This is a genomic window from Bartonella melophagi K-2C, assembly GCF_000278255.1.
Lineage (GTDB): Bacteria > Pseudomonadota > Alphaproteobacteria > Rhizobiales > Rhizobiaceae > Bartonella > Bartonella melophagi.
The window spans coordinates 602,119-621,715 of the sequence record NZ_JH725081.1 but is presented as its reverse complement, the minus strand read 5'-3'; the positions used below and the strand labels follow the sequence as shown (position 1 = coordinate 621,715).

Genomic DNA, 19,597 nt, shown 5'->3' with positions numbered 1-19,597 from the left:
ACCCGGTAAAATTATAAAGACATTTTTTTATAGCGATCAAGAAGAGCCACCACAATACGCGACAAACCAATACTATGAGATGATTTAATCATAATAAGATCGCCTTCTGAAATTTCTTTTAAAATAAGCGGTAAAAGTTCCTCAGTATGTTCAGAATAATGAACTTTGACATAAGTAGAAAGCTCATTAGCTAAAAATTTCATTGCTTTTCCAACCAAAAAAACCGGATTGGCACCAGAAATACATATTGGCTTCACCAGACCACGATGAAGCTTTTCGCTATAAACTCCTAACTCAAGCATATCACCCAAAATTGCTATTTTCCGACCACGTACACCGACTGGCCCCGCAGCAAGAAGATCAAGGGCAGCACACATAGAAGCAGGATTGGCATTATAACTTTCATCAATTAAATAAAATTCTCCTCCATTTGGTAAAGATAGTCGATAGCGGTTACCTCTGCCTTTTGGAAGAGAAAAACGATTTAAAGCAAGTGAAACACGTACTAAATCAGCACCAACCACATCACAAACCGCTAAAACGCCTAAAATATTTTGTACAATGTGTCGTCCAGGAGCACCAATTTTAACCGTTATATCTTGGTTAGAAAAATGCATAGTCACGCAAGAACAGTCTGTCAAAAGATGAATCTCTTTTGCCTGGTAATTAGCATCCTGCGATTCTCCAAAACTCAAGATTTTTTTTACACCACATTGTTCTGCTTTTTGAACTAAACGAGAAAAAAAATGACTGTCTGCATTTAAAAGAGCTACACCTCCATCATCCAGTCCTTCAAAAATTTCAGCTTTTGCATCTGCAATTTCTTCAAGATTTTTAAAAAAACCTATATGTCCAGCAGCAATATGAGTAATCAAAGCTACATGCGGACGAACTAATTTTACCAAAGGACGAATTTCATCCTTATGATTCATACCAATTTCAAATATACCATAATCACTATCCGCAGGCATACGCGCCAAAGTTAGAGGAACACCCCAACAATTGTTGAAAGAACCAAGATTAGCATAAACCCTTCCAACACTTCCAAGCGCTTGTTTAAGAGCTTCTTTTGTCGTTGTTTTTCCAACAGAACCTGTGACAGCTATAATTTTAGCTTTTGAACGCTCACGTGCTGCTTGCGCAAGTTTTTCTAACGCTTTTAAAACATCGGGAACCACAATCAATGGAGCAGCTAATTTCTTCATTTTAGCCAAACGATTTTGTGCAACCACAAGAACTCCAGCACCTTTCGCGTAAGCTTGTGCAGCAAAATCATGACCATCTAGACTATTACCCTTAATACAGAAAAAAATATCACCCTCTATAAGAGATCTACTATCAATAGAAATCCCCGAAAAAGCATCTGGCAAACATCCAATCGATAGACCATTCATAACAGAAAGAAGTGTCTGTTTATCCCATAAAACTGTCATTTATTTCGTTCTTTCAAAGCAGAAACTGCTCTTAAATGATCTGAAAAAGGATACGTTGTCTTTCCTATAATTTGACCATTTTCATGACCTTTTCCTGCAATAATCAATGTATCTCCAGCTTCAAGTAACCTCACAGCATAATCAATAGCTTCACCACGATCTGCCATTTCCATTGCTCCTGATGCTGCTTGTAAAATATCTTTTCGAATTTTCGCAGGATCTTCCGTGCGAGGATTATCATCAGTAACAATAACAATATCAGCTTTGCTTGCTGCAATTTTTCCCATCAAGGGTCTTTTGCCCTGATCACGATCACCACCACAACCAAAAACAAGAATCAAACGCCCCAATGTAAAGGGGCGAACAGAAAGTAATACCTGCTCTAAAGCCTCTGGTTTATGAGCATAATCCACATAAACAAATGCATTATCTTTTGTATTTCCCACCAACTCTAACCGGCCAGGTGCTCCTTGCAATTTTTTCAAAGAGCGAAAAACACTATCTGCAGGTATACTTGTCGCAATTGCTAAACCTGCAGCCATAAGTGAATTAGTCACTTGAAACTCCCCTGCAAGAGGCAAATCAAATGTATAAATATCGTTTCCTATACGACACTCAACACATTGCTTCAAACGCTGGTGCTCAATACGATTAATTGTAATAAACTTCCCCTTACGTCCAATTGTTAATACTGGGCGCCCTGCTTGGGTAACATGATCAATCACCCTTTGTGAATAAACATCATCCGCAAAAATAATAGCGGGCGCATCGCATGGTAAAAGCGTATCAAACAACCTCATTTTAGCACGCAAATAATCTTCCACACACGTGTGATAATCCATATGATCGCGCCCTAAATTTGTGAAAGCTGCCGCTGCCAAACGCACTCCATCAAGTCGACCCTGATCAAGACCGTGCGAAGAAGCTTCAAGTGCCGCATGCGTAACACCTTCACCAGCAATCTCACATAACAAGCGCTGCAACATTACTGGATCAGGTGTTGTGAGGGAACCATAATCATTACGCTTAGGAGAAACAACACCAACTGTCCCTATGCTAGCTGCACAAAACCCAACATGCTTCCAAATTTGCCTAACAAAAGACACAACCGATGTTTTTCCACTTGTCCCCGTAACAGCTGTAACAATTTCAGGCTGAACACCATAAAAACGTGCAGCTGCAATGGCTAAACTATGGCGTACATCCACAACACGCAAAACCGGAACACATAACTCCTCAAGGATACAATCATAATCTGTAACTATTACTCGTGCACCACGCTTTATAGCGTCATTCACATATTGCCTGCCATCACCTTTATTCCCTTGAAGAGCCACAAAAACGTAGCCCGGCAACACTTGTCGAGAATCTGAACTTATTCCGGTAATTTCAATTGAGGCAAGACAATTATCTTCTATACATTCTGTAAACAATGCTCCAAGAAACATGATCGCTTATCTTTATGTTAATTTTTTACCGTTGTTTTAAATAATGCAGCATTATTACTTGCACTTAAAGTCATCTCATATTCTTTTTTTAAATCTGATTTTATTCCAAGAAAACTAGCTGAACGGCGAATAATATTCGCAAGCATTGGTGCCGCATTCATTGCTGCTACTGCTGAATGTTTACCATCTTCAGGTTGAGGTTCATCAACAATTGTTAAAACAACATACGAGGGATTATCCATAGGGAAAGCAGCAAGAAAACTGTTGAAATTCTTCCTCTTAGAATATTTTCCATTTTCAACTTTTTCAGCCGTTCCTGTCTTACCGCCAATACGATAACCTTCCACCTTTGCATTACGCCCAGAACCAATAGTACTATTTAACTGATAAAGGTAGCGCATATCCTGGCTAGTTCGGGGGTGTAACACTTGTTTAGCATGTTGCAAAACTTGCGCTTCAGTTCGCTTTAAAAATGTGGGTTCAATCAGCCAACCACCATTCATTAAAGCAGCTGTTCCTACCGCTGTTTGCAATGGTGTTGTTGCCATACCGTGACCAAAAGAAATCGTCATAGAATCTATATCCCGCCAACGACGTGGCAAAACAGGGGTAGCAACCTCAGGTAATTCTGTTGTCATACGATCAAGTAAACCAAGTCGTTTCAAAAAATCACGATGTCCATCAACTCCTATTTCTAATACTTCTCGAGCAGAGCCAATATTAGAAGAATAAACAAAAACCTCCCATAGTGTTAAGAAGCGATTTTTCCCATGAAAATCACGAATAAAACGACTATGACTTACTTGAATTGGTTTTGAAGCATCAATGATACTATTTAAATGAAAAACTTCTGAATCAAGTGCCATCGCAGTAGTAAAGCTTTTGATAATTGATCCCATTTCAAAAGTTCCAGCTGTCATCCGATTAAGGCGGTCACCTTTAAGAGCATCAACAGGATTCCCAGGGTCAAAATCAGGCACAGATACCATAGCAACGACCTCACCGGTATGGATGTTTAAAATAACAGCTCCTGCAGCAAGCGCTTTATAGCGCTTCATCCCCTTCATAAGCTCATCACGCACAATTGCCTGAACACGTATATCAATCGAAAGTTGAACTGGTTTCAATAATGCCTCAGTTGCAAGACCAGCATCTCGAAGAACACTCAAACCCGTATCATCAATATATTTTTCTATGCCTGCTATGCCTTGATTATCAACATTAACCATACCAAGAATATGCGAAGCTATAGGCCCACCTGGATAAAAACGACGTACTTCAGTACGAAAACCAATACCTGGAATACCAAGTGCCATAATTTGCGCTTTTTGTGTCGGAGTTAACCCACGTTGGACCCAAGAAAAACGAGATTTTCTTTTTAAGCGTTTATAAGTTTCTTGCCAATTAAGCTGAGGTAAAACTGTTGAAATCAATTCTATTGTTTCATCTATATCAATAATGCGACGTGGTTCGGCAAAAAGTGAGTAAGTTTCAATATCTGTTGCCAATAAACGCCCATTACGATCAATAATATCAGGTCGAGCAGCCAGCTGTAATGCTCCCGGTCCTTTTGCTTCTTCAATCTGGCCACCTTGAAGCCCATAAGAAATAAGGCATTTTGCCATAATACCGTACAGAATAAGACAACACAGTAGAGAAAAAATCAATCGTGAACGGTTAAAATATGAGTGATAAATAGGAAGATCTGGATTGCTCAATTGGTCATTTAAATATTTCTTTTTCCGTGAAAACAGGAGCAATAATCGCATTACTGCACACCTTTTTGAATAACGTTATTATTCTGAGAAACATGATTTTTAACAAGAAGAGCCTTATCTTCTTCAAAGGTATTTTTCTTAATCAATTCGTCAATTTGATCATATAAACGTACTGGAATATCTTTCAATTCTACAATCTGACGAGGTTGTATTATCTCCAAACCTAGCTCTTTTTGATAATATTCTGCAAGTTTTTGCATACGTGATGGTTCTATCATCACAGCCCACTCAGCATGCAAAAGCCTTACCATATTTTTTTCTGCTGTAATCTCCCGTTCAAGACGGTATGCTTCGCCAATTTGTTTTTGGACATCATATTTTACCTTATAAGTAATAGCTGCCATACAAATCATAATAGTCACTAAAACCACATCCAATGTACGAAAAAATGTCATTTCTTACTGCCTTTAAAACTGGTAATTTCTGCCAAACCAAACAATTCCATATCCGCTTTAATGACATCCTCTTGAGTACGAATGCCTACACGTAATTTTGCAGAACGTGCACGAGGATTTTTTTGTAATTCTTCTTCATTTGCAGTCTTCACACCTTTAAACAAAGGCAAAAATGTTGCTGGACTAGATTTTATTTCAGGAAGATAGCGCGACCTTCCCCCTTCTCCTGAACGAGCAGAAAAAAATCTTTTTACTATGCGATCCTCAAGAGAATGAAAACTAACAACTCCCAAACGCCCCCCTGTTTTCAAAACTTTTTCAGCAGCCAATAAACCTCGCATAAGTTCACCAAGCTCATCATTAACATAAATACGAAGCGCCTGAAACACACGTGTTGCAGGATGAATACGATCATCTGGTTTACGACCAACTAAAACCTCAATAGCATTAGCAAGATCACATGTACGCAAAAAAGGACGAATACGACGACGCTTTTCAATCATCCGCGCAATTCGACCCGCATGACGCTCTTCACCCAATATCTTAAATATACGGGACAATTCATTGACTTTTAAATAATTAACAACATCACTTGCTGTAAAACCAGTCTGTGCCATTCGCATATCTAGCGGACCATCTTTTTGAAAAGAAAATCCCCGTTCAGCTTCATCCAATTGCATTGAAGATACGCCAATATCAAGAATAACTGCATCCACCTTTTCTTCCACCACACAATCCAACCGTGAAAACTCCATTTGCATCAAACGAAGATGTGGAAAAAATTGATCGACAAGCAATTGTCCCTCACGGATTGCATGAGGATCACGATCAAGAGCAATAACATCTGCACCTGCATCAAGCAAAGCACGCGTATACCCCCCAGCACCAAAGGTGCCATCAATTACTTTTGCCCCAGCTAATGGTACAAGCGCAGCTAAAACTGGCTGCAACAATACTGGAATATGGCTCTCAGTTTCGTTACCCTGCCCTATCAAAATAACCCATCTTGATTTATATTTTCCGCATCAATAACCACCAATGGCAAATGATGTCATCATAACCACACCTTAACCTTCACATTTAATCTTAACAAAAGAAAATGCAGTTAAAGTTATCCTAATACACACATTAATTCATTATATTTAAAGAAATGTTATAATTTTAAAAAACATTTTTTTAAGTGTGCAATTTAAACATAATTTTTTTGAAAACTTGTGCCAAAACTATAAAAATATCAGTCGGCCTGTAAGCCGGGTTCTGTATGGTAAAGTTTACACTCTACATGGCAACCATTCATCTGGGACGGATGTTACCATCCGCCTCGTGCAACCTACCCAAATGACTCACCTGGAAACTGGCTGCAAGTAAAATCTTGCACGTCATTTCTATTCGGTCTTGCTCCCGGTGGGGTTTACCTTGCCACACTCATTACTGAGTGCGCGGTGGGCTCTTACCCCACCCTTTCACCCTTACCTATGAAATAGGCGGTTTGCTTTCTGTGGCACTTTCCCTAGGGTCACCCCCGCCGGGTGTTACCCGGCACCGTTTTTCCATGGAGCCCGGACTTTCCTCACCTGCTCTTTTAAACATTGAACAAGCGCGGCTGCCCAGCCGACTGACTTGATGATTTATAAAACATTTTTCACAAAGTGAAAATAGCCCTTAAAAATATTTTATATATCCTTAAAATCGTTCATTACCATTAAAACATAGTGTTATTTCAATGAAAATAAATAGATTGTAATTTTTTGAGCAATACTTTAAACTAAAACAGAACTCGTTTACACAGCACGATCGGCATTATTTTTTAAAATTATACAGCTATTGTCACTGCTTAATTTAAGTATTTATATCAAATAATGTACACCGCATTCAAAATTGCCTTAAGAATGATAAAGATCTTTATACAGAGTTATTTTGAAACTCCCCCTCGCTGGTAAATCTATTGTACCAAAAAATTTTTTGTATGCGTACGACCGTTACCTTTATACTAACAATAGCTTATGCTAAATTAATTGGAATCTTATATTGAATTTGCAATTTTTGAACTAAAATTTCATAAAAAAGAACAAATATCTTAAAAGAAAATAACAATTAAACTGCTGTCTAAGCTTGAACTTTCAATATCAGTATAAACCCTTTCGCACAAAATATAAAAATAGAGAAAAGCTCGCAATTTAAAAGGATTTTCAAAAATTACATTCTTTCTTTTTTCACTAAAATACATCTAATCACAATTATAAAGCTTTAAGGTGTATTTCATCTAGAAAGGAATTTAAAAGTGATACAATATATTCATTTGATAGACCTACAATACTAATTGTATGCAAATAAAAATAATGATGAAAAACTCCATCATTTATCGCTTACAGATATTAAAAACTCCATTATTGCCAAATCTACTATTTTAAATACCAATATCGACTAAGAATGTTTTTAACGAATGCTCTTTTATTCATTAAGCATATAGCATCCCTAGCAAAGATCATCAGTTTTATTTAAAATCAATACCAATTAGCAAAAGTTCATGTTATAAAAACCATTCTCCAGAGCTAATTCTCTTATGAGAAACTACACTTAAATATGTTAACAAGTCAGTCTTTCAATTATATATTATTAACTGCTTTCAAGGACAACTTGATGACCAGCTTCTATCTATTTTTCACATAATTTTGTAAAAAACATTGATAATTTCAATTACCAACTAATAAGTAATACCTATTAACAAGCAATTTATGCTTCTGCCCCCTAAAAATATTACCTAATAAATATTTTGGCTTACATTCATACACACGCGGGCTTACGATACACCAACCTCACGCAGCTAAAATGGATCAACAGCTTAAATTTTATAGAAAAAACACTTTAGCAGTTTACCTATCATTCATCCCCAATAACGTAGTAAATAATTCAGAATGTATTTTTTATACTTTTATATTCTAGAAAAGGACGCAACAAAGCATTCTTAAAATAAGCTTCAAATGATTATTCTTAAATCATTATAGACAAATGATTAAAAACCAACATTAACAGCAGAAGAATGAGAAATTACTTCTAATGCAGCTGCAGCTGCAATTTTTTCAAATTGTTGTTCCTGTTTATTATTCTGACCACTCGCAAGGGCAGCAGCAATAGCATTTTGACGTACCTGCTTAACAATGCTCTTTTCTTGCTGAGAACTTATCTTAAAAAGATTCACTGGAACATCCGATGAAAATACTGCCACCCCTCCTAGGGCACTATCTGTTGTATCAGTCTGGCGTGAAAAGCTCGCCTCACCAAACACAAATTGATACACAAAAACTCGCTACCGCAACGAACAATAAAAGAAATACTCGAACAAAAAGATAACGCCAGTGAAACTTTATCATCTTTGATCTAAAACATTATTAACACACTATAATTACATCATGCATATAATGTTTTTTATTTTTTTAATTTAAAAATAATTATATCACTTATTGAAAATAATATCTAAACACCTAGAAAATATTCCCAACATTTATGTATTAACACCATACTATAAGTAGCTGTTTACACTTGCTAAAATGATATATGTACCAGTGTAATGCTGAATTCAAGTTAATTTAAATAAAAAAATAAAACCCGACTGAAGAATTTTTCAGCCGGGCCAGACAATCTAGGGATCCACGCGGGGGAGGGGGGGGAGAGGTTCCCTGATTGCCTTATTACATCAACCATTATAATCGCTAATGCAATGACTTTACTATGAAATAAAACATTTTAAATAACAAGAAATTCTCACCATTTTAGCTAAAAAAAGAGCAAAAAACAACTTTAAGCCTTGTAAAAATGGAAAAATTTAGGCAAAAAATATTTAAGATGATCCAATTTGAAGCACACTTTACTCCAAAGTGTGTTAATAAAGTTTTTTTTAGCAATTTAAATCCTTAGTACAAGATTATAAGAAATAATTTACTGTAGCAAAAACTTTAAAATAACAAATAGTTTTTATAGATCACACTCCAATAAGCAGAATAAATTATATCAATTAATTAGACAACTTATTACAATAAAAATCTTCAACAGCCCTGCTCTGTCAAATCAAGCAACTATATTTTGCAAAAAATACAGGTCTTAGATATTTTCTAAAAAGTATTATACTGACAAATTAGGAGTATAAGTATTCATATAAAAAAGTGGTGTTAACGGGCCAGAGGTTTATAATTGACACGTTTAAGATTAATAGCATCTGGACCAAGACGACGAAGTTTATCAGCTTCATATTCAGCAAAATTACCTTCAAACCATTCCACATGACCATTACCTTCAAACGCCAAAATATGAGTAGCCAACCTATCAAGAAACATACGATCATGCGATATCACAACTGCACAACCAGCAAAATTTTCCAGTGCATCTTCTAATGCACCTAATGTTTCTGTATCAAGATCGTTTGTAGGTTCGTCAAGAAGAAGAACATTACCTCCATTTTTTAAAAGTTTAGCTAAATGAACACGATTGCGCTGCCCTCCTGATAAATTCGCCACCTTTTGCTGCTGATCTGAACCTTTAAAGTTAAATGCACCACAATAAGCACGGCTATTCATTTCATATTTGCCTAATTTAATAATATCATCTCCACCAGAGATTTCCTCCCAAACAGTCTTATCTCCTGCCAATGCATCACGATTCTGGTCAATATAACTCATCTGAACCGTTTCCCCAATGCGTACTGTACCTGAATCAGGCTGTTCCTGCCCTGTTAACATTTTAAATAAGGTAGACTTCCCCACACCATTGGCACCAATAACGCCCACAATTCCACCGGCAGGAAGCTTGAAAGAAAGAGAATCGATTAATACACGCTCACCATACGCTTTTGACAAATTATCAACCTCAATAACAATCTGTCCCAATCTTTCTCCAACTGGTATAACAATTTGCGCATCTCCAGGACGGCGTTCACGTGCAGCTTGAACCAATTCATCATAAGCCCTGATACGAGCTTTTGATTTTGCTTGGCGCGCTTTCGGACTGGAAGCTATCCACTCCTTTTCGCGGGACAATGCACGTTGACGAGCAGCTTCTTCACGCCCCTCTTGTGCCATACGTTTAGCTTTAGCACTCAAATAAGCAGAATAATTTCCCTCATAAGGGATACCTTTACCGCGATCTAATTCTAATATCCAACCCGTTACATTATCGAGAAAATAACGGTCATGCGTAATCAGAAGTACTGCACCTGGATATTCACGTAAATGCCTTTCAAGCCAGGCCGTAGTTTCAGCATCTAAATGGTTTGTCGGTTCATCTAGAAGCAACAAATCAGGTTTTGACAAAAGCAACTTACAAAGTGCAACACGCCGCCTTTCACCACCTGAAAGTTTCGTTACACCCTCCTCCCCTGATGGACAACCAAGAGCGGCCATAGCCATTTCTACTTGATTGTCTAAATCCCAAAGATTTTGACTGTCAATAATATCTTGAAGTTTAGCACTCTCATCGGCTGTTTCATCACTGTAATTCATCATCAGTTCATTATAACGATCTAAAATTGCTTGCTTATCTGCAACCCCTTCCATCACATTACCCCATACATCTTTGTTTGGATCAAGAACAGGCTCTTGCGGGAGATAACCACAACGTGCTCCTTCAGCAAGCCATGCTTCTCCTGTATATTCCTTATCTACCCCACTCATAATACGTAAAATTGTCGACTTACCTGCACCATTGGGGCCTAAAATACCAATCTTAGCATCTGGATAAAAAGATAAATGAATATTTTCCAAAATTTTCTTACTGCCGTAAATCTTATTGACCCCAGCCATATGATAGATAAATTGACGTGCCATAAATTTCTCTTTGATATTATACAAAATTAAAGGGTGAGAATTTCGAAAGTATTATTTTAGCTTTTCTTAAATTTCACAATTAGCAACACTTAAATAATGCCCTAACAGCTTTATCTTTATATTGATATATTTTTTCTAATCCCACAAGCCCTACTTTGCGCTTCAAAGGCAGAAAAACACTATCTCAAAGTACAAAAAGCAAATATTCTTAAATCATACTTGACTTATGCTATCAAATAGCTCCTCTCTTCTCCATACAGGATACAAAACTACACTTTTATCATATTAAACCAATCTATTAGCGCAACAAAAATCATAAGAGAAAGCCAATTTTCTATGCACCATTTTCCCGCCTTACAGATTTTACATCACACCACTTTTCTCCACCTCTTTTTATCATTTCGATGTCATCAAAATAAATGACCAGTATATTATTTTATGTGATTAAAACTGCATTAAAAAGTGAAAATACATTTATAAAATCTAATGCTCCAGCCCTATTATCATCAAAGCTTTGTACCAACACATAGTTTACCACTAAATAGTGCACCACTTATATTGATCCACAGTTACAAATTAGTACAAAATTACAAAAATTATCGTACCAACTGATCCATTCATTTCTTTTGGTTTAAATCATCAAAATAAGCACAAACATTGACCAAATCATCTCAAAACTTTAAGACGAAATACAATCTTTAAAAGGCACGACAAAAAATCACCCACAGGAATAAATTTATGGAAAAAAAAGCCTTAATCGTTATCGATGTACAAAATGACTTCTTACCAGGAGGAGTACTTGCAGTCCCACAAAGCGATACTATTATACCCGCTGTCAATGACCTTATAAACCGTTTTGATCATGTCATTTTAACCCAAGATTGGCATCCCAAAGGCCATTGCAGCTTTGCTTCTTCCTATCCCCACAAATCTCTTTATGATACGGTTAAGCTTGACTACGGATTTCAAACACTGTGGCCCGATCATTGTGTACAAGGAACACAAGGAGCAAAATTTCATACGTCTCTCATGGTTGATAAAGCACAACTTATCCTTAGAAAAGGTTATCATCAAAAAATTGACAGTTGTTCTGCTTTTTTTGAAAATGACCAAAAAACGCCAACAGGCTTACAAAGTTATCTCAAAGAGCGTGGTTTTACACAATTAATTATATGTGGTTTGGCTACTGATTTCTGTGTGGGATTTTCTGCACTTCATGCCGTAAAATGCGGCTTTAAAGTGAGTGTTTCACTGAACGCCTGTGCCGGTATTGATCTAAATGGATCATTAAATACGATGCTTAAAACTATGAATGAAACCGGCATAGAGCTCTTAATGACATTATAAACCACTTCCCAGTCCTGTTTTGTGGTAATAAATAGAAGGGTTTTTATAGAATCTGTATTTCAAAACAACAGATTATTCGGGAGATAATGTTTTATGTTTAAAGCGAATGGAGGAATAAAATGCTACCCCAAGAATACATACACCAATAAGTCCTGTTAATGCTTCAGGCACCGGCATAATAATTTGTATATACATAATCACTGCAAGTACCAAGATTGCGTAAAAAGCACCGTGTTCCAAATAGCGGTAATGCAACAATGTTCCTGTTTCAACCAACATGATAGTTATAGCACGTACATAAAATGCACCGATACCAAGACCAATTGCAATAATAAAAAGATTATGTGAAAAAGCAAAAGCACTCATAACACCATCAAAAGAAAAGCTAGCATCCAGAATTTCTAAATAAAGAAATGAGCCCACTCCTCCCTTAGCGATAGTGACTAAAGTATTTTTTTGGGAATCCAAAAGTGAACTAACTGCTTCAACCACTAAAAATGTTAAAAGCCCATAAAGCATAGCAAATAAAACAGTCAGCTTATTTTCTGTTGTAATTTGCCCTAAGAAAAACAACATCAGAATTAAAACAATAGCAATATCAACTCCAACAAATGAACCAACCTTCTGAGCTGGCTTCTCTATAAATGCTAGCCAATGCACCTCTTTTTTAGGATCAAAAAAATATTTTAAACCAACCATTATGAGAAAAGTTCCCCCAAAAGCAGCAATACCCACATGAGCATTTGTCAAAATTTCAGTATACTGATGTGGCTCCCACAGTGCTAATTTGACTGCTGCAACTGGACTAATCCAAGCTGCAAAAGCAACAATCAGTAACGGAAAAATAACCCTCATACCAAATACTGCTATTAAAATGCCCCATGTCAAAAAGCGACGGGACCATAGCTGATCCATCTTTCCAAGAATACGTGCATTGATAATGGAATTATCAAAAGATAGAGAAATTTCCAAAATTCCCAAAATACAGCAAATGAAAAAATATTTTAAAAAACCAATGAGACTACCCGTCTCAAACCAACCAACAAATCCACCCCCAAAAACACCAATAATTGTGAAGAAAAAAGCCCATCTAAAATAACCTAATAGGGCCATGAATCACGCCTCAAAATCATCTCTTTAATCTATCCTGCTACTCACTCATATTAAAAGATCACAAGACTGAAAGATTACATCTATTGATAAGTACAATAATATACATTGTAAAATTTATATGGAATCTCTCCAAGAAAAAACAAGAGAAAAATCAAAAAAGCCTATATTTCTTCCAATAAAAAGGTTATTCTTTATAATAATAAAATACAAAAAATTAAAATTTAATCCAAATATTTATTAAATATTTTAAAAAATAAGAGGAATAAAAGTCAATAAATATTGACATTAGGTAATGAGATATTCATACATTGTGTGCTTTTACCAACACAAAGCTCATACCATGATGATTTACTGAGGGAGATAATTCGTGGCACGTCCTGAAACTGAAGCAAAAACTGTATTTGGAAAACGTTTACGTCATGTACGCCTCGCTTTAGGCGATCCGTCACGTGAAACATTAGCTAAAAATTTTAGCATGACAAAAAATTCTATCGCCTTTTATGAGCGTGGAGAAAGAGAACCTAACCTTAGCGTATTACAAGCATACCGCACGTTGTATGGAGTCAACATTAATTGGCTTTTAACTGGACAAGGAAAAATGTTTGATACCGAATGCACTAGAAGTGAATTCGATTGGAATTATTTTATTAAAAAAATTGAAGCAATTGAAGATATTCTTACCAAAAATGATCATAACGATACACTAAATCAAAAAAAGATTGAAAATTCTTATGAAAAATTACAGCAATATCTTTTGACACAAGGTATATCCAATGTCCTCAATCCAAAGGCAATTACTTCTTTGGTCAATATGAAAGCAAATATGGCCAACTCTTATGCTCTTAGTTTGTTTATCGATTTACTTATTCGAAGCATCTCGCACAAAGAAACGACCGCTAGCTAATAATATTCATTTCAAATAAAATCAGGCTTAAATTTTATTAACGTGGACAGTAGTATTATATTTCTACCATATTGATAAAGTTTAAGCTGTTTTATAATTTTTGCTGTAGTAAAATAATCAAACAAGCTCTGTTTGCAGTGATACAATTTTTCTTATTTTCAACACCAGTTAAAATTGAAAACAATTAGTTCTAGAATATGAAATAGCTCCTTGTAAAAATGGCTACTTGGGTCGCTCTTAGAAGGAGGAGGATATTAAATGTTTTTTGTGGTTGCCAACGCACTTATATTCACAGCCTCCACCTTCGCGCTTTATAAGTAATACATCTTTTGCCAAACTAATCACAAATCACCATTAAAGCTTATCATCATCCTGCAAATAATATCGATTATTCTTAACTGAAAAAAATAACCCGCTTCATCCCTTGAGAAAGCAACCCTCCTTATTTTCCATTTTTATAATAATAGTTTCCAACCCATGTTTTAAAAAGAATCGTCGCTCCTAAATATGTTATTGTCATATCCACTAAATGAATACTTATAAATTTTTCAACTTCCATTTCATTGATGTCATAACTATTCATGTAATTTATTTTATAGATTCGATAGCAAAATCTTATCCTGAGGTTTTATAACACATAAAAATACATATATTATGGATGATAAAGAAAAACTTAGTCTATTGGATACGAGCACCTTTAAAAGCTAATAGCTTTATTTAAATATCCCCTTCCCTCACAAAACTTTTGAAATCTAATAAAATTCCATATTTTTGTGCGAAAATAGCAGAGGAATATATTGAGAACAATATTGTAATCAACCAATAGTATACAACAAACACTTTATGCTAAAGCACTGACCAGAAAACTTGATTAAATAAATCACAAAGCTACAAAAATGTGCCTGATAGGAAGCCAAAAAATCAACAAAATAAACAACTATGTAAATCTTTACCCTAAAAAGATATTTTGACTTACTAGATGACTTCTGGCCCCGGAAGACATATTAAATATAATAAAATCAACTGCTTATAGGGATAAAAAAGAGAATGGTGGGCCCGGAGGGACTCGAACCCCCAACCAAGCGGTTATGAGCCGCTGGCTCTAACCAATTGAGCTACAGGCCCTACAGACTATTTTTCTCTAAACTAAAATGCCTTACGATACAAGAGACTGCTTGAATTATAATTCACTTTTTTAAATTTCTCTCGTTTTTTATCTTTCAGTATCTTAACTCTTACAATGATTCCCGAAAATGAAAAAGTAAAAATCTATAAATGAAAGGAGTGAAAATGAATATGACACAAATAATTTTCCAGTTAAAAAATACTAACCTAATTAAAGTTTCCATGTTAGCAGCATTAACATTACTAACCACTTCATTCTCTGTACACGCAGAAGGATGTACAATGAAAAATTCAACTATTGTAGTTACTGCAACAGGTGAAAGCCAAGCAATACCAGATATGGCAATTATCAATCTATCTATTGTTACTCACGATAAAACCGCTCAAAAAGCATTAGCAGACAATAATAAATTTATGAACGATGTTGTAGATTCCTTTAAAAAAAATAACATTCAAGAACACGACTTGCAAACATCAAATCTGTCTATTTATCAATCTAGCTCAGATAAACAGCCAGAACAAAAAAACAACGAAAATATTTATGAAGTTTCCAATTCTTTAACGGTACGTATCCGTGATCTTGCTAACGTTGGTAAAATATTTGATCAAGCAATATCTTTTGGCATTAATTCTATCCATGGCATTACCTTTACCAATGCCGATACAAAACCTTTTTATAAAGAAGCACGTCAAAAAGCTATTGCTGAAGCTATTGAAAAAGCAAAAACTTTAGCACAAGCAGCTAATTTAAAATTGGGTAAAATCATTGAAATTAATGAAAATAATAATAACTTTCATCCAACACAGCGCTTAAGCAGAAGTGCACAATTTACAAGTTATGCAGATACAAATTTTTCAAGTGGTGAATTGAACTATAATGTCAGTGTCACTGTAACATTTTCTATCGACTAAGTAAGGTATAGTCGCTAATTCGTACATAAAACGATACATAAAAATTGTATCACCGGCCCTCATATAAAATGCCGGTGATATATTGAAGATAGGCCTTGTCAGATGATAAGTCATTTTCGTGAACTTCAATCTTCCCGTGTGCAGAGAATTGTGCTTGATGTACCGTTTGGCGATTTCCTGATATAAGTGGATGCCACCAATGAAGGTCTTTTCCTTCATTAATTAACCGATAAGCACAATTTTTTGGCAGCCAATGAACTTTTTTCACCGTTGCAATATCCAATAATATACAATCCGGAACTATTGATTTACGATGAGCATAATCTTGACACTGACAAGTCTCCATATCTAAAAGACGGCAAGCAACGCTAGTTGTATAAATATAACCAGTGTTTTCATCTTCTACTTTATGCAAACAACAAAAGCCACAACCATCACAGAGACTCTCCCACTCAACAATGGACATCTCTTCTAATTTTTTAACTTTCCAAAAGGGAGCCTCTTTACTCATAAATCGACTCTACTCTTTTTTTAAATAAGAAAATTTATGCAAAATAGGTACAATATTGTTTCTGTAACATTATACATCTCTAAGCTAGCTTAATACCATCCATATTCATTCTGCCCCAAAACAATCTTCCCAAAGATTAATTAAACAAAGATAAAAGATATCTCTAGAAAAAATCTCATATAAAAAATACCTTATGAAAATATCTTACTACAAATGAACTCAAACTCAGAAACCACACCTAATTGTAATCCTACAGACTACAATTATTGACAAAAATTAAATGAAATTTCTTCTACAAACTATACACTTGTATAAGCTATTTTATAAAAAAGAGATTTGTTGTGTTTACCTATAATTTGACACACTTCAACGTGAAGCATATCAACATCATCCCCTCTGGAGTTAACTTTACCTATATGTACAAAAAATAGTTTTTATGACGTCATTTATTTCTTCGCAGATCATCTCCATGATTTTACACTGTCTTTTTTTCCACAGAGCGTAGTAATAAATATTTAAGTTATTATATTGCTTGAACAGTGAATTTTCTCCAATTATGCACTATCGCTTCTTTTATCTTTCTTAAAAGTTTCGCAAAAATGACACACTAAAGTTTTCATTACAACAAATGATAATTTTTGAAATATACTGTAATATTATTAAGAATCAAGAAAACTTCGTAATTTCCGTGAACGGCTAGGATGCTTTAACTTACGAAGCGCTTTTGCTTCAATCTGACGGATACGCTCACGTGTAACTGAAAACTGCTGACCAACTTCTTCCAACGTGTGATCAGTGTTCATCCCAATACCAAAACGCATCCGCAAAACACGTTCTTCACGCGGTGTTAGTGAGGCAAGTACGCGAGTTGTTGTATCTCGTAAATTAGCTTGAATAGCTGCATCAATCGGCAATAATGCATTTCTATCCTCAATGAAATCACCTAAATGAGAATCATCCTCATCACCGACTGGTGTTTCAAGTGAAATAGGCTCTTTTGCAATTTTAAGCACTTTTCTCACTTTCTCTAATGGCATAGAAAGTTTGCTAGACAATTCTTCCGGTGTAGGTTCACGCCCAATTTCATGTAAAATCTGACGTGATGTACGAACAATCTTATTAATAGTTTCAATCATATGAACAGGGATACGAATGGTGCGTGCTTGATCAGCTATCGAGCGTGTAATTGCCTGACGAATCCACCATGTTGCATAAGTTGAAAATTTGTATCCACGCCGGTATTCAAATTTATCGACCGCCTTCATCAAGCCGATATTGCCTTCTTGAATAAGGTCAAGAAATTGTAAACCACGATTAGTATATCTTTTTGCAATTGAAATCACAAGGCGTAAATTAGCTTCCACCATTTCCTTTTTAGCGATTGTTGCTTCACGCTCACCTTTTTGTACCTGTGTAACAATTCGACGAAACTCCCCAATTGAGATAGCAGTTTCTTGTGCAAGACTTTGTATTTCACTGCGCAAACTCTGTATTACCTTGGCTTCACGAGTTGAAAATTCTTTCCAGCCAGATCCCGGCAAAGTCGCAATATAATTAATCCAATCTGCATCTAATTCACGACCTTGATATTCTTTTAAAAAATCTTCGTGCCCAACTCCATAGTTGTTAGCAAGCCGTTTCAATTTACCTTCACTATGAACCAACCGTTTATTGATATCATAAAGCTGTTCAACCAATGCCTCAATACGATTTTGGTTTAAAGAAAGAGACTTTACCGCTTGAACTAAATCAGCTTTCAATTGAGTGCATTTCTTTTTTTGAGAAGATGAAAGAGCATCCTCTTTACAATCTGCTAAACTACTTTCAACATGTTGATCTTGTAATTTTCGCAGTTTTACATACGCCTCAGCAATAAAATCTAAAGTTTCCATAACTTGAGGGCACAGTTCATTTTCCATCGCTGCAAGCGATAAGTTAACTTCATCCTCCTCATCATCTTCAACACCAATGTCTGCTGCAAGATCGTCTACATCATGCATACTAGAACACGTCATTTCCTCTTTTATTCTTTCTACTTCACTACGTTCAATAGCAGGAGCTTGCTTGGCTTCTGGACCAGCATAAGTCATTTCAAGATCAATAATTTCACGAAGAAGGATACGTTTCTCATTTAATTCTTCACGCCATATAATTAAGGCTTGAAATGTTAAAGGGCTCTCACATAGCCCCGCAATCATTGTTTCACGCCCTGCTTCAATACGCTTAGCAATGGCAATTTCACCCTCACGTGAAAGTAATTCAACTGCTCCCATTTCACGCAAATACATGCGCACCGGGTCATCAGTTCGATCTGTTGCATCACATTTCGATATCGTCGCAATTGATCGGCTGGTGGCCTCCACTAAATCACTACTTTCTATCGTAATTTCTTCCTCATAAGGCTCAGAATCAACTTCATCTTCGTCGTCTACAACATTAATCCCCATTTCAGACAGCATGGCCAATGCATTTTCAATTTGCTCAGATGTAACTGACTCAGAAGGAAGAACTGCATTCAACTCATCCATTGTCACATAACCATTTTTCTTGGCGAGTTTAATCATCTTTTTGATAGCATCATCGGAAAAATCAAGAAGAGGACTGTCCAAACTTACTTGGCCTGTTTCTGCCACGCTATCTTTTTGTTTAGCCTTTGTTGCCATACCATTAACTCCACTTGATCACTAAGAGATTTCACGTGACCAGCTTTTTGCGTTTTCATTTAGCGCGTCAACAATTTATCCTAGGATAAAATCCTCACTTTCAAAGACACACTTTACATACGCTTTTACCCACATAAAAACGCGGGAAAACT

The 19,597-nt window shown here is 35.8% G+C and carries 13 protein-coding genes, 1 tRNA gene and 1 other RNA gene; 3 read left to right on the top strand and 12 right to left on the bottom strand.

The genetic code is table 11. The features are described 5' to 3' along the window. Positions 1-11 precede the first annotated feature (11 nt). The 8 genes from ME3_RS02580 to ettA all read right to left on the bottom strand — a co-directional run bounded on the left by ME3_RS02580 (position 12) and on the right by ettA (position 10,870). The gene (locus ME3_RS02580; protein ID WP_007476858.1) at positions 12-1,433 is read right to left on the bottom strand and encodes a UDP-N-acetylmuramoylalanyl-D-glutamyl-2,6-diaminopimelate--D-alanyl-D-alanine ligase; all 1,422 of its coding nucleotides are present in this window, start codon (positions 1,431-1,433) and stop codon (positions 12-14) included. After that, the gene (locus ME3_RS02575) at positions 1,430-2,881 is read right to left on the bottom strand and encodes a UDP-N-acetylmuramoyl-L-alanyl-D-glutamate--2,6-diaminopimelate ligase (protein ID WP_007476857.1); all 1,452 of its coding nucleotides are present in this window, start codon (positions 2,879-2,881) and stop codon (positions 1,430-1,432) included. Before ME3_RS02575 ends, ME3_RS02580 begins: the two co-directional genes overlap by 4 nt. 17 nt (positions 2,882-2,898) lie before the next feature. After that, a complete protein-coding gene (locus ME3_RS02570) occupies positions 2,899-4,650 on the bottom strand; it encodes a peptidoglycan D,D-transpeptidase FtsI family protein (RefSeq protein WP_007476855.1) in 1,752 nt (583 codons plus the stop codon). Continuing rightward, positions 4,650-5,054, bottom strand: coding sequence for a cell division protein FtsL (gene ftsL / locus ME3_RS02565; protein ID WP_007476853.1), 405 nt, complete (start codon positions 5,052-5,054; stop codon positions 4,650-4,652). Before ftsL ends, ME3_RS02570 begins: the two co-directional genes overlap by 1 nt. Next, entirely contained in the window at positions 5,051-6,049 is a 999-nt protein-coding gene (rsmH, locus tag ME3_RS02560; protein ID WP_007476852.1) for a 16S rRNA (cytosine(1402)-N(4))-methyltransferase RsmH, read from the bottom strand. Before rsmH ends, ftsL begins: the two co-directional genes overlap by 4 nt. A 235-nt stretch (positions 6,050-6,284) precedes the next feature. Further along, an RNA gene (gene rnpB / locus ME3_RS06710) (RNase P RNA component class A) lies at positions 6,285-6,673 on the bottom strand. Positions 6,674-8,067: 1,394 nt separating this feature from the next. Then, a complete protein-coding gene (locus ME3_RS02555; RefSeq protein WP_007476850.1) occupies positions 8,068-8,352 on the bottom strand; it encodes a hypothetical protein in 285 nt (94 codons plus the stop codon). 868 nt (positions 8,353-9,220) lie between these two features. Further along, positions 9,221-10,870, bottom strand: coding sequence for an energy-dependent translational throttle protein EttA (ettA, locus tag ME3_RS02550; protein ID WP_007476848.1), 1,650 nt, complete (start codon positions 10,868-10,870; stop codon positions 9,221-9,223). 738 nt (positions 10,871-11,608) lie between these two features. Between ettA and pncA the strand changes: the two genes are divergently transcribed. Further along, positions 11,609-12,217: a bifunctional nicotinamidase/pyrazinamidase gene (pncA, locus tag ME3_RS02545; RefSeq protein WP_007476845.1), complete on the top strand. Its 609-nt coding sequence runs from the start codon at positions 11,609-11,611 to the stop codon at positions 12,215-12,217. Between the two features lie 72 nt (positions 12,218-12,289). Here pncA and ME3_RS02540 read toward each other — a convergent pair whose 3' ends face one another. After that, a complete protein-coding gene (locus ME3_RS02540; protein ID WP_007476843.1) occupies positions 12,290-13,330 on the bottom strand; it encodes a DUF475 domain-containing protein in 1,041 nt (346 codons plus the stop codon). Between the two features lie 367 nt (positions 13,331-13,697). Between ME3_RS02540 and ME3_RS02535 the strand changes: the two genes are divergently transcribed. Further along, the gene (locus ME3_RS02535; protein WP_007476840.1) at positions 13,698-14,234 is read left to right on the top strand and encodes a helix-turn-helix domain-containing protein; all 537 of its coding nucleotides are present in this window, start codon (positions 13,698-13,700) and stop codon (positions 14,232-14,234) included. Positions 14,235-15,282: 1,048 nt separating this feature from the next. Here the strand turns inward: ME3_RS02535 and ME3_RS02530 are convergent. After that, positions 15,283-15,359: transfer RNA gene (locus tag ME3_RS02530), tRNA-Ile, on the bottom strand. A 171-nt stretch (positions 15,360-15,530) separates the two neighbouring features. On the opposite strand from ME3_RS02530, the gene ME3_RS02525 reads away from it, so the two are divergent. Beyond that, positions 15,531-16,271, top strand: coding sequence for an SIMPL domain-containing protein (locus ME3_RS02525; RefSeq protein ID WP_039952487.1), 741 nt, complete (start codon positions 15,531-15,533; stop codon positions 16,269-16,271). Positions 16,272-16,320: 49 nt separating this feature from the next. On the opposite strand, the gene ME3_RS02520 is transcribed toward ME3_RS02525, so the two are convergent. Both ME3_RS02520 and rpoD read right to left on the bottom strand, forming a co-directional pair. Beyond that, on the bottom strand, positions 16,321-16,782 hold the full coding sequence (locus tag ME3_RS02520; RefSeq protein ID WP_007476836.1) for a YcgN family cysteine cluster protein: 462 nt from the start codon (positions 16,780-16,782) through the stop codon (positions 16,321-16,323). Positions 16,783-17,441: 659 nt separating this feature from the next. Then, complete coding sequence (rpoD, locus tag ME3_RS02515; RefSeq protein ID WP_007476833.1) at positions 17,442-19,445, bottom strand: RNA polymerase sigma factor RpoD; 2,004 nt, start codon at positions 19,443-19,445, stop codon at positions 17,442-17,444. Positions 19,446-19,597 lie beyond the last annotated feature (152 nt).

Bases quoted from the DNA above. Each gene is read 5' to 3' on its own strand.
- rpoD (WP_007476833.1), bottom strand. From the start codon at position 19,445: ATGGCAACAAAGGCTAAACAAAAAGATAGCGTGGCAGAAACAGGCCAA.
- ftsL (WP_007476853.1), bottom strand. From the start codon at position 5,054: ATGACATTTTTTCGTACATTGGATGTGGTTTTAGTGACTATTATGATT.
- ME3_RS02525 (WP_039952487.1), top strand. From the start codon at position 15,531: ATGACACAAATAATTTTCCAGTTAAAAAATACTAACCTAATTAAAGTT.
- ettA (WP_007476848.1), bottom strand. From the start codon at position 10,870: ATGGCACGTCAATTTATCTATCATATGGCTGGGGTCAATAAGATTTAC.
- ME3_RS02540 (WP_007476843.1), bottom strand. From the start codon at position 13,330: ATGGCCCTATTAGGTTATTTTAGATGGGCTTTTTTCTTCACAATTATT.
- ME3_RS02520 (WP_007476836.1), bottom strand. From the start codon at position 16,782: ATGAGTAAAGAGGCTCCCTTTTGGAAAGTTAAAAAATTAGAAGAGATG.
- ME3_RS02580 (WP_007476858.1), bottom strand. From the start codon at position 1,433: ATGACAGTTTTATGGGATAAACAGACACTTCTTTCTGTTATGAATGGT.
- pncA (WP_007476845.1), top strand. From the start codon at position 11,609: ATGGAAAAAAAAGCCTTAATCGTTATCGATGTACAAAATGACTTCTTA.
- ME3_RS02570 (WP_007476855.1), bottom strand. From the start codon at position 4,650: ATGCGATTATTGCTCCTGTTTTCACGGAAAAAGAAATATTTAAATGAC.
- ME3_RS02575 (WP_007476857.1), bottom strand. From the start codon at position 2,881: ATGTTTCTTGGAGCATTGTTTACAGAATGTATAGAAGATAATTGTCTT.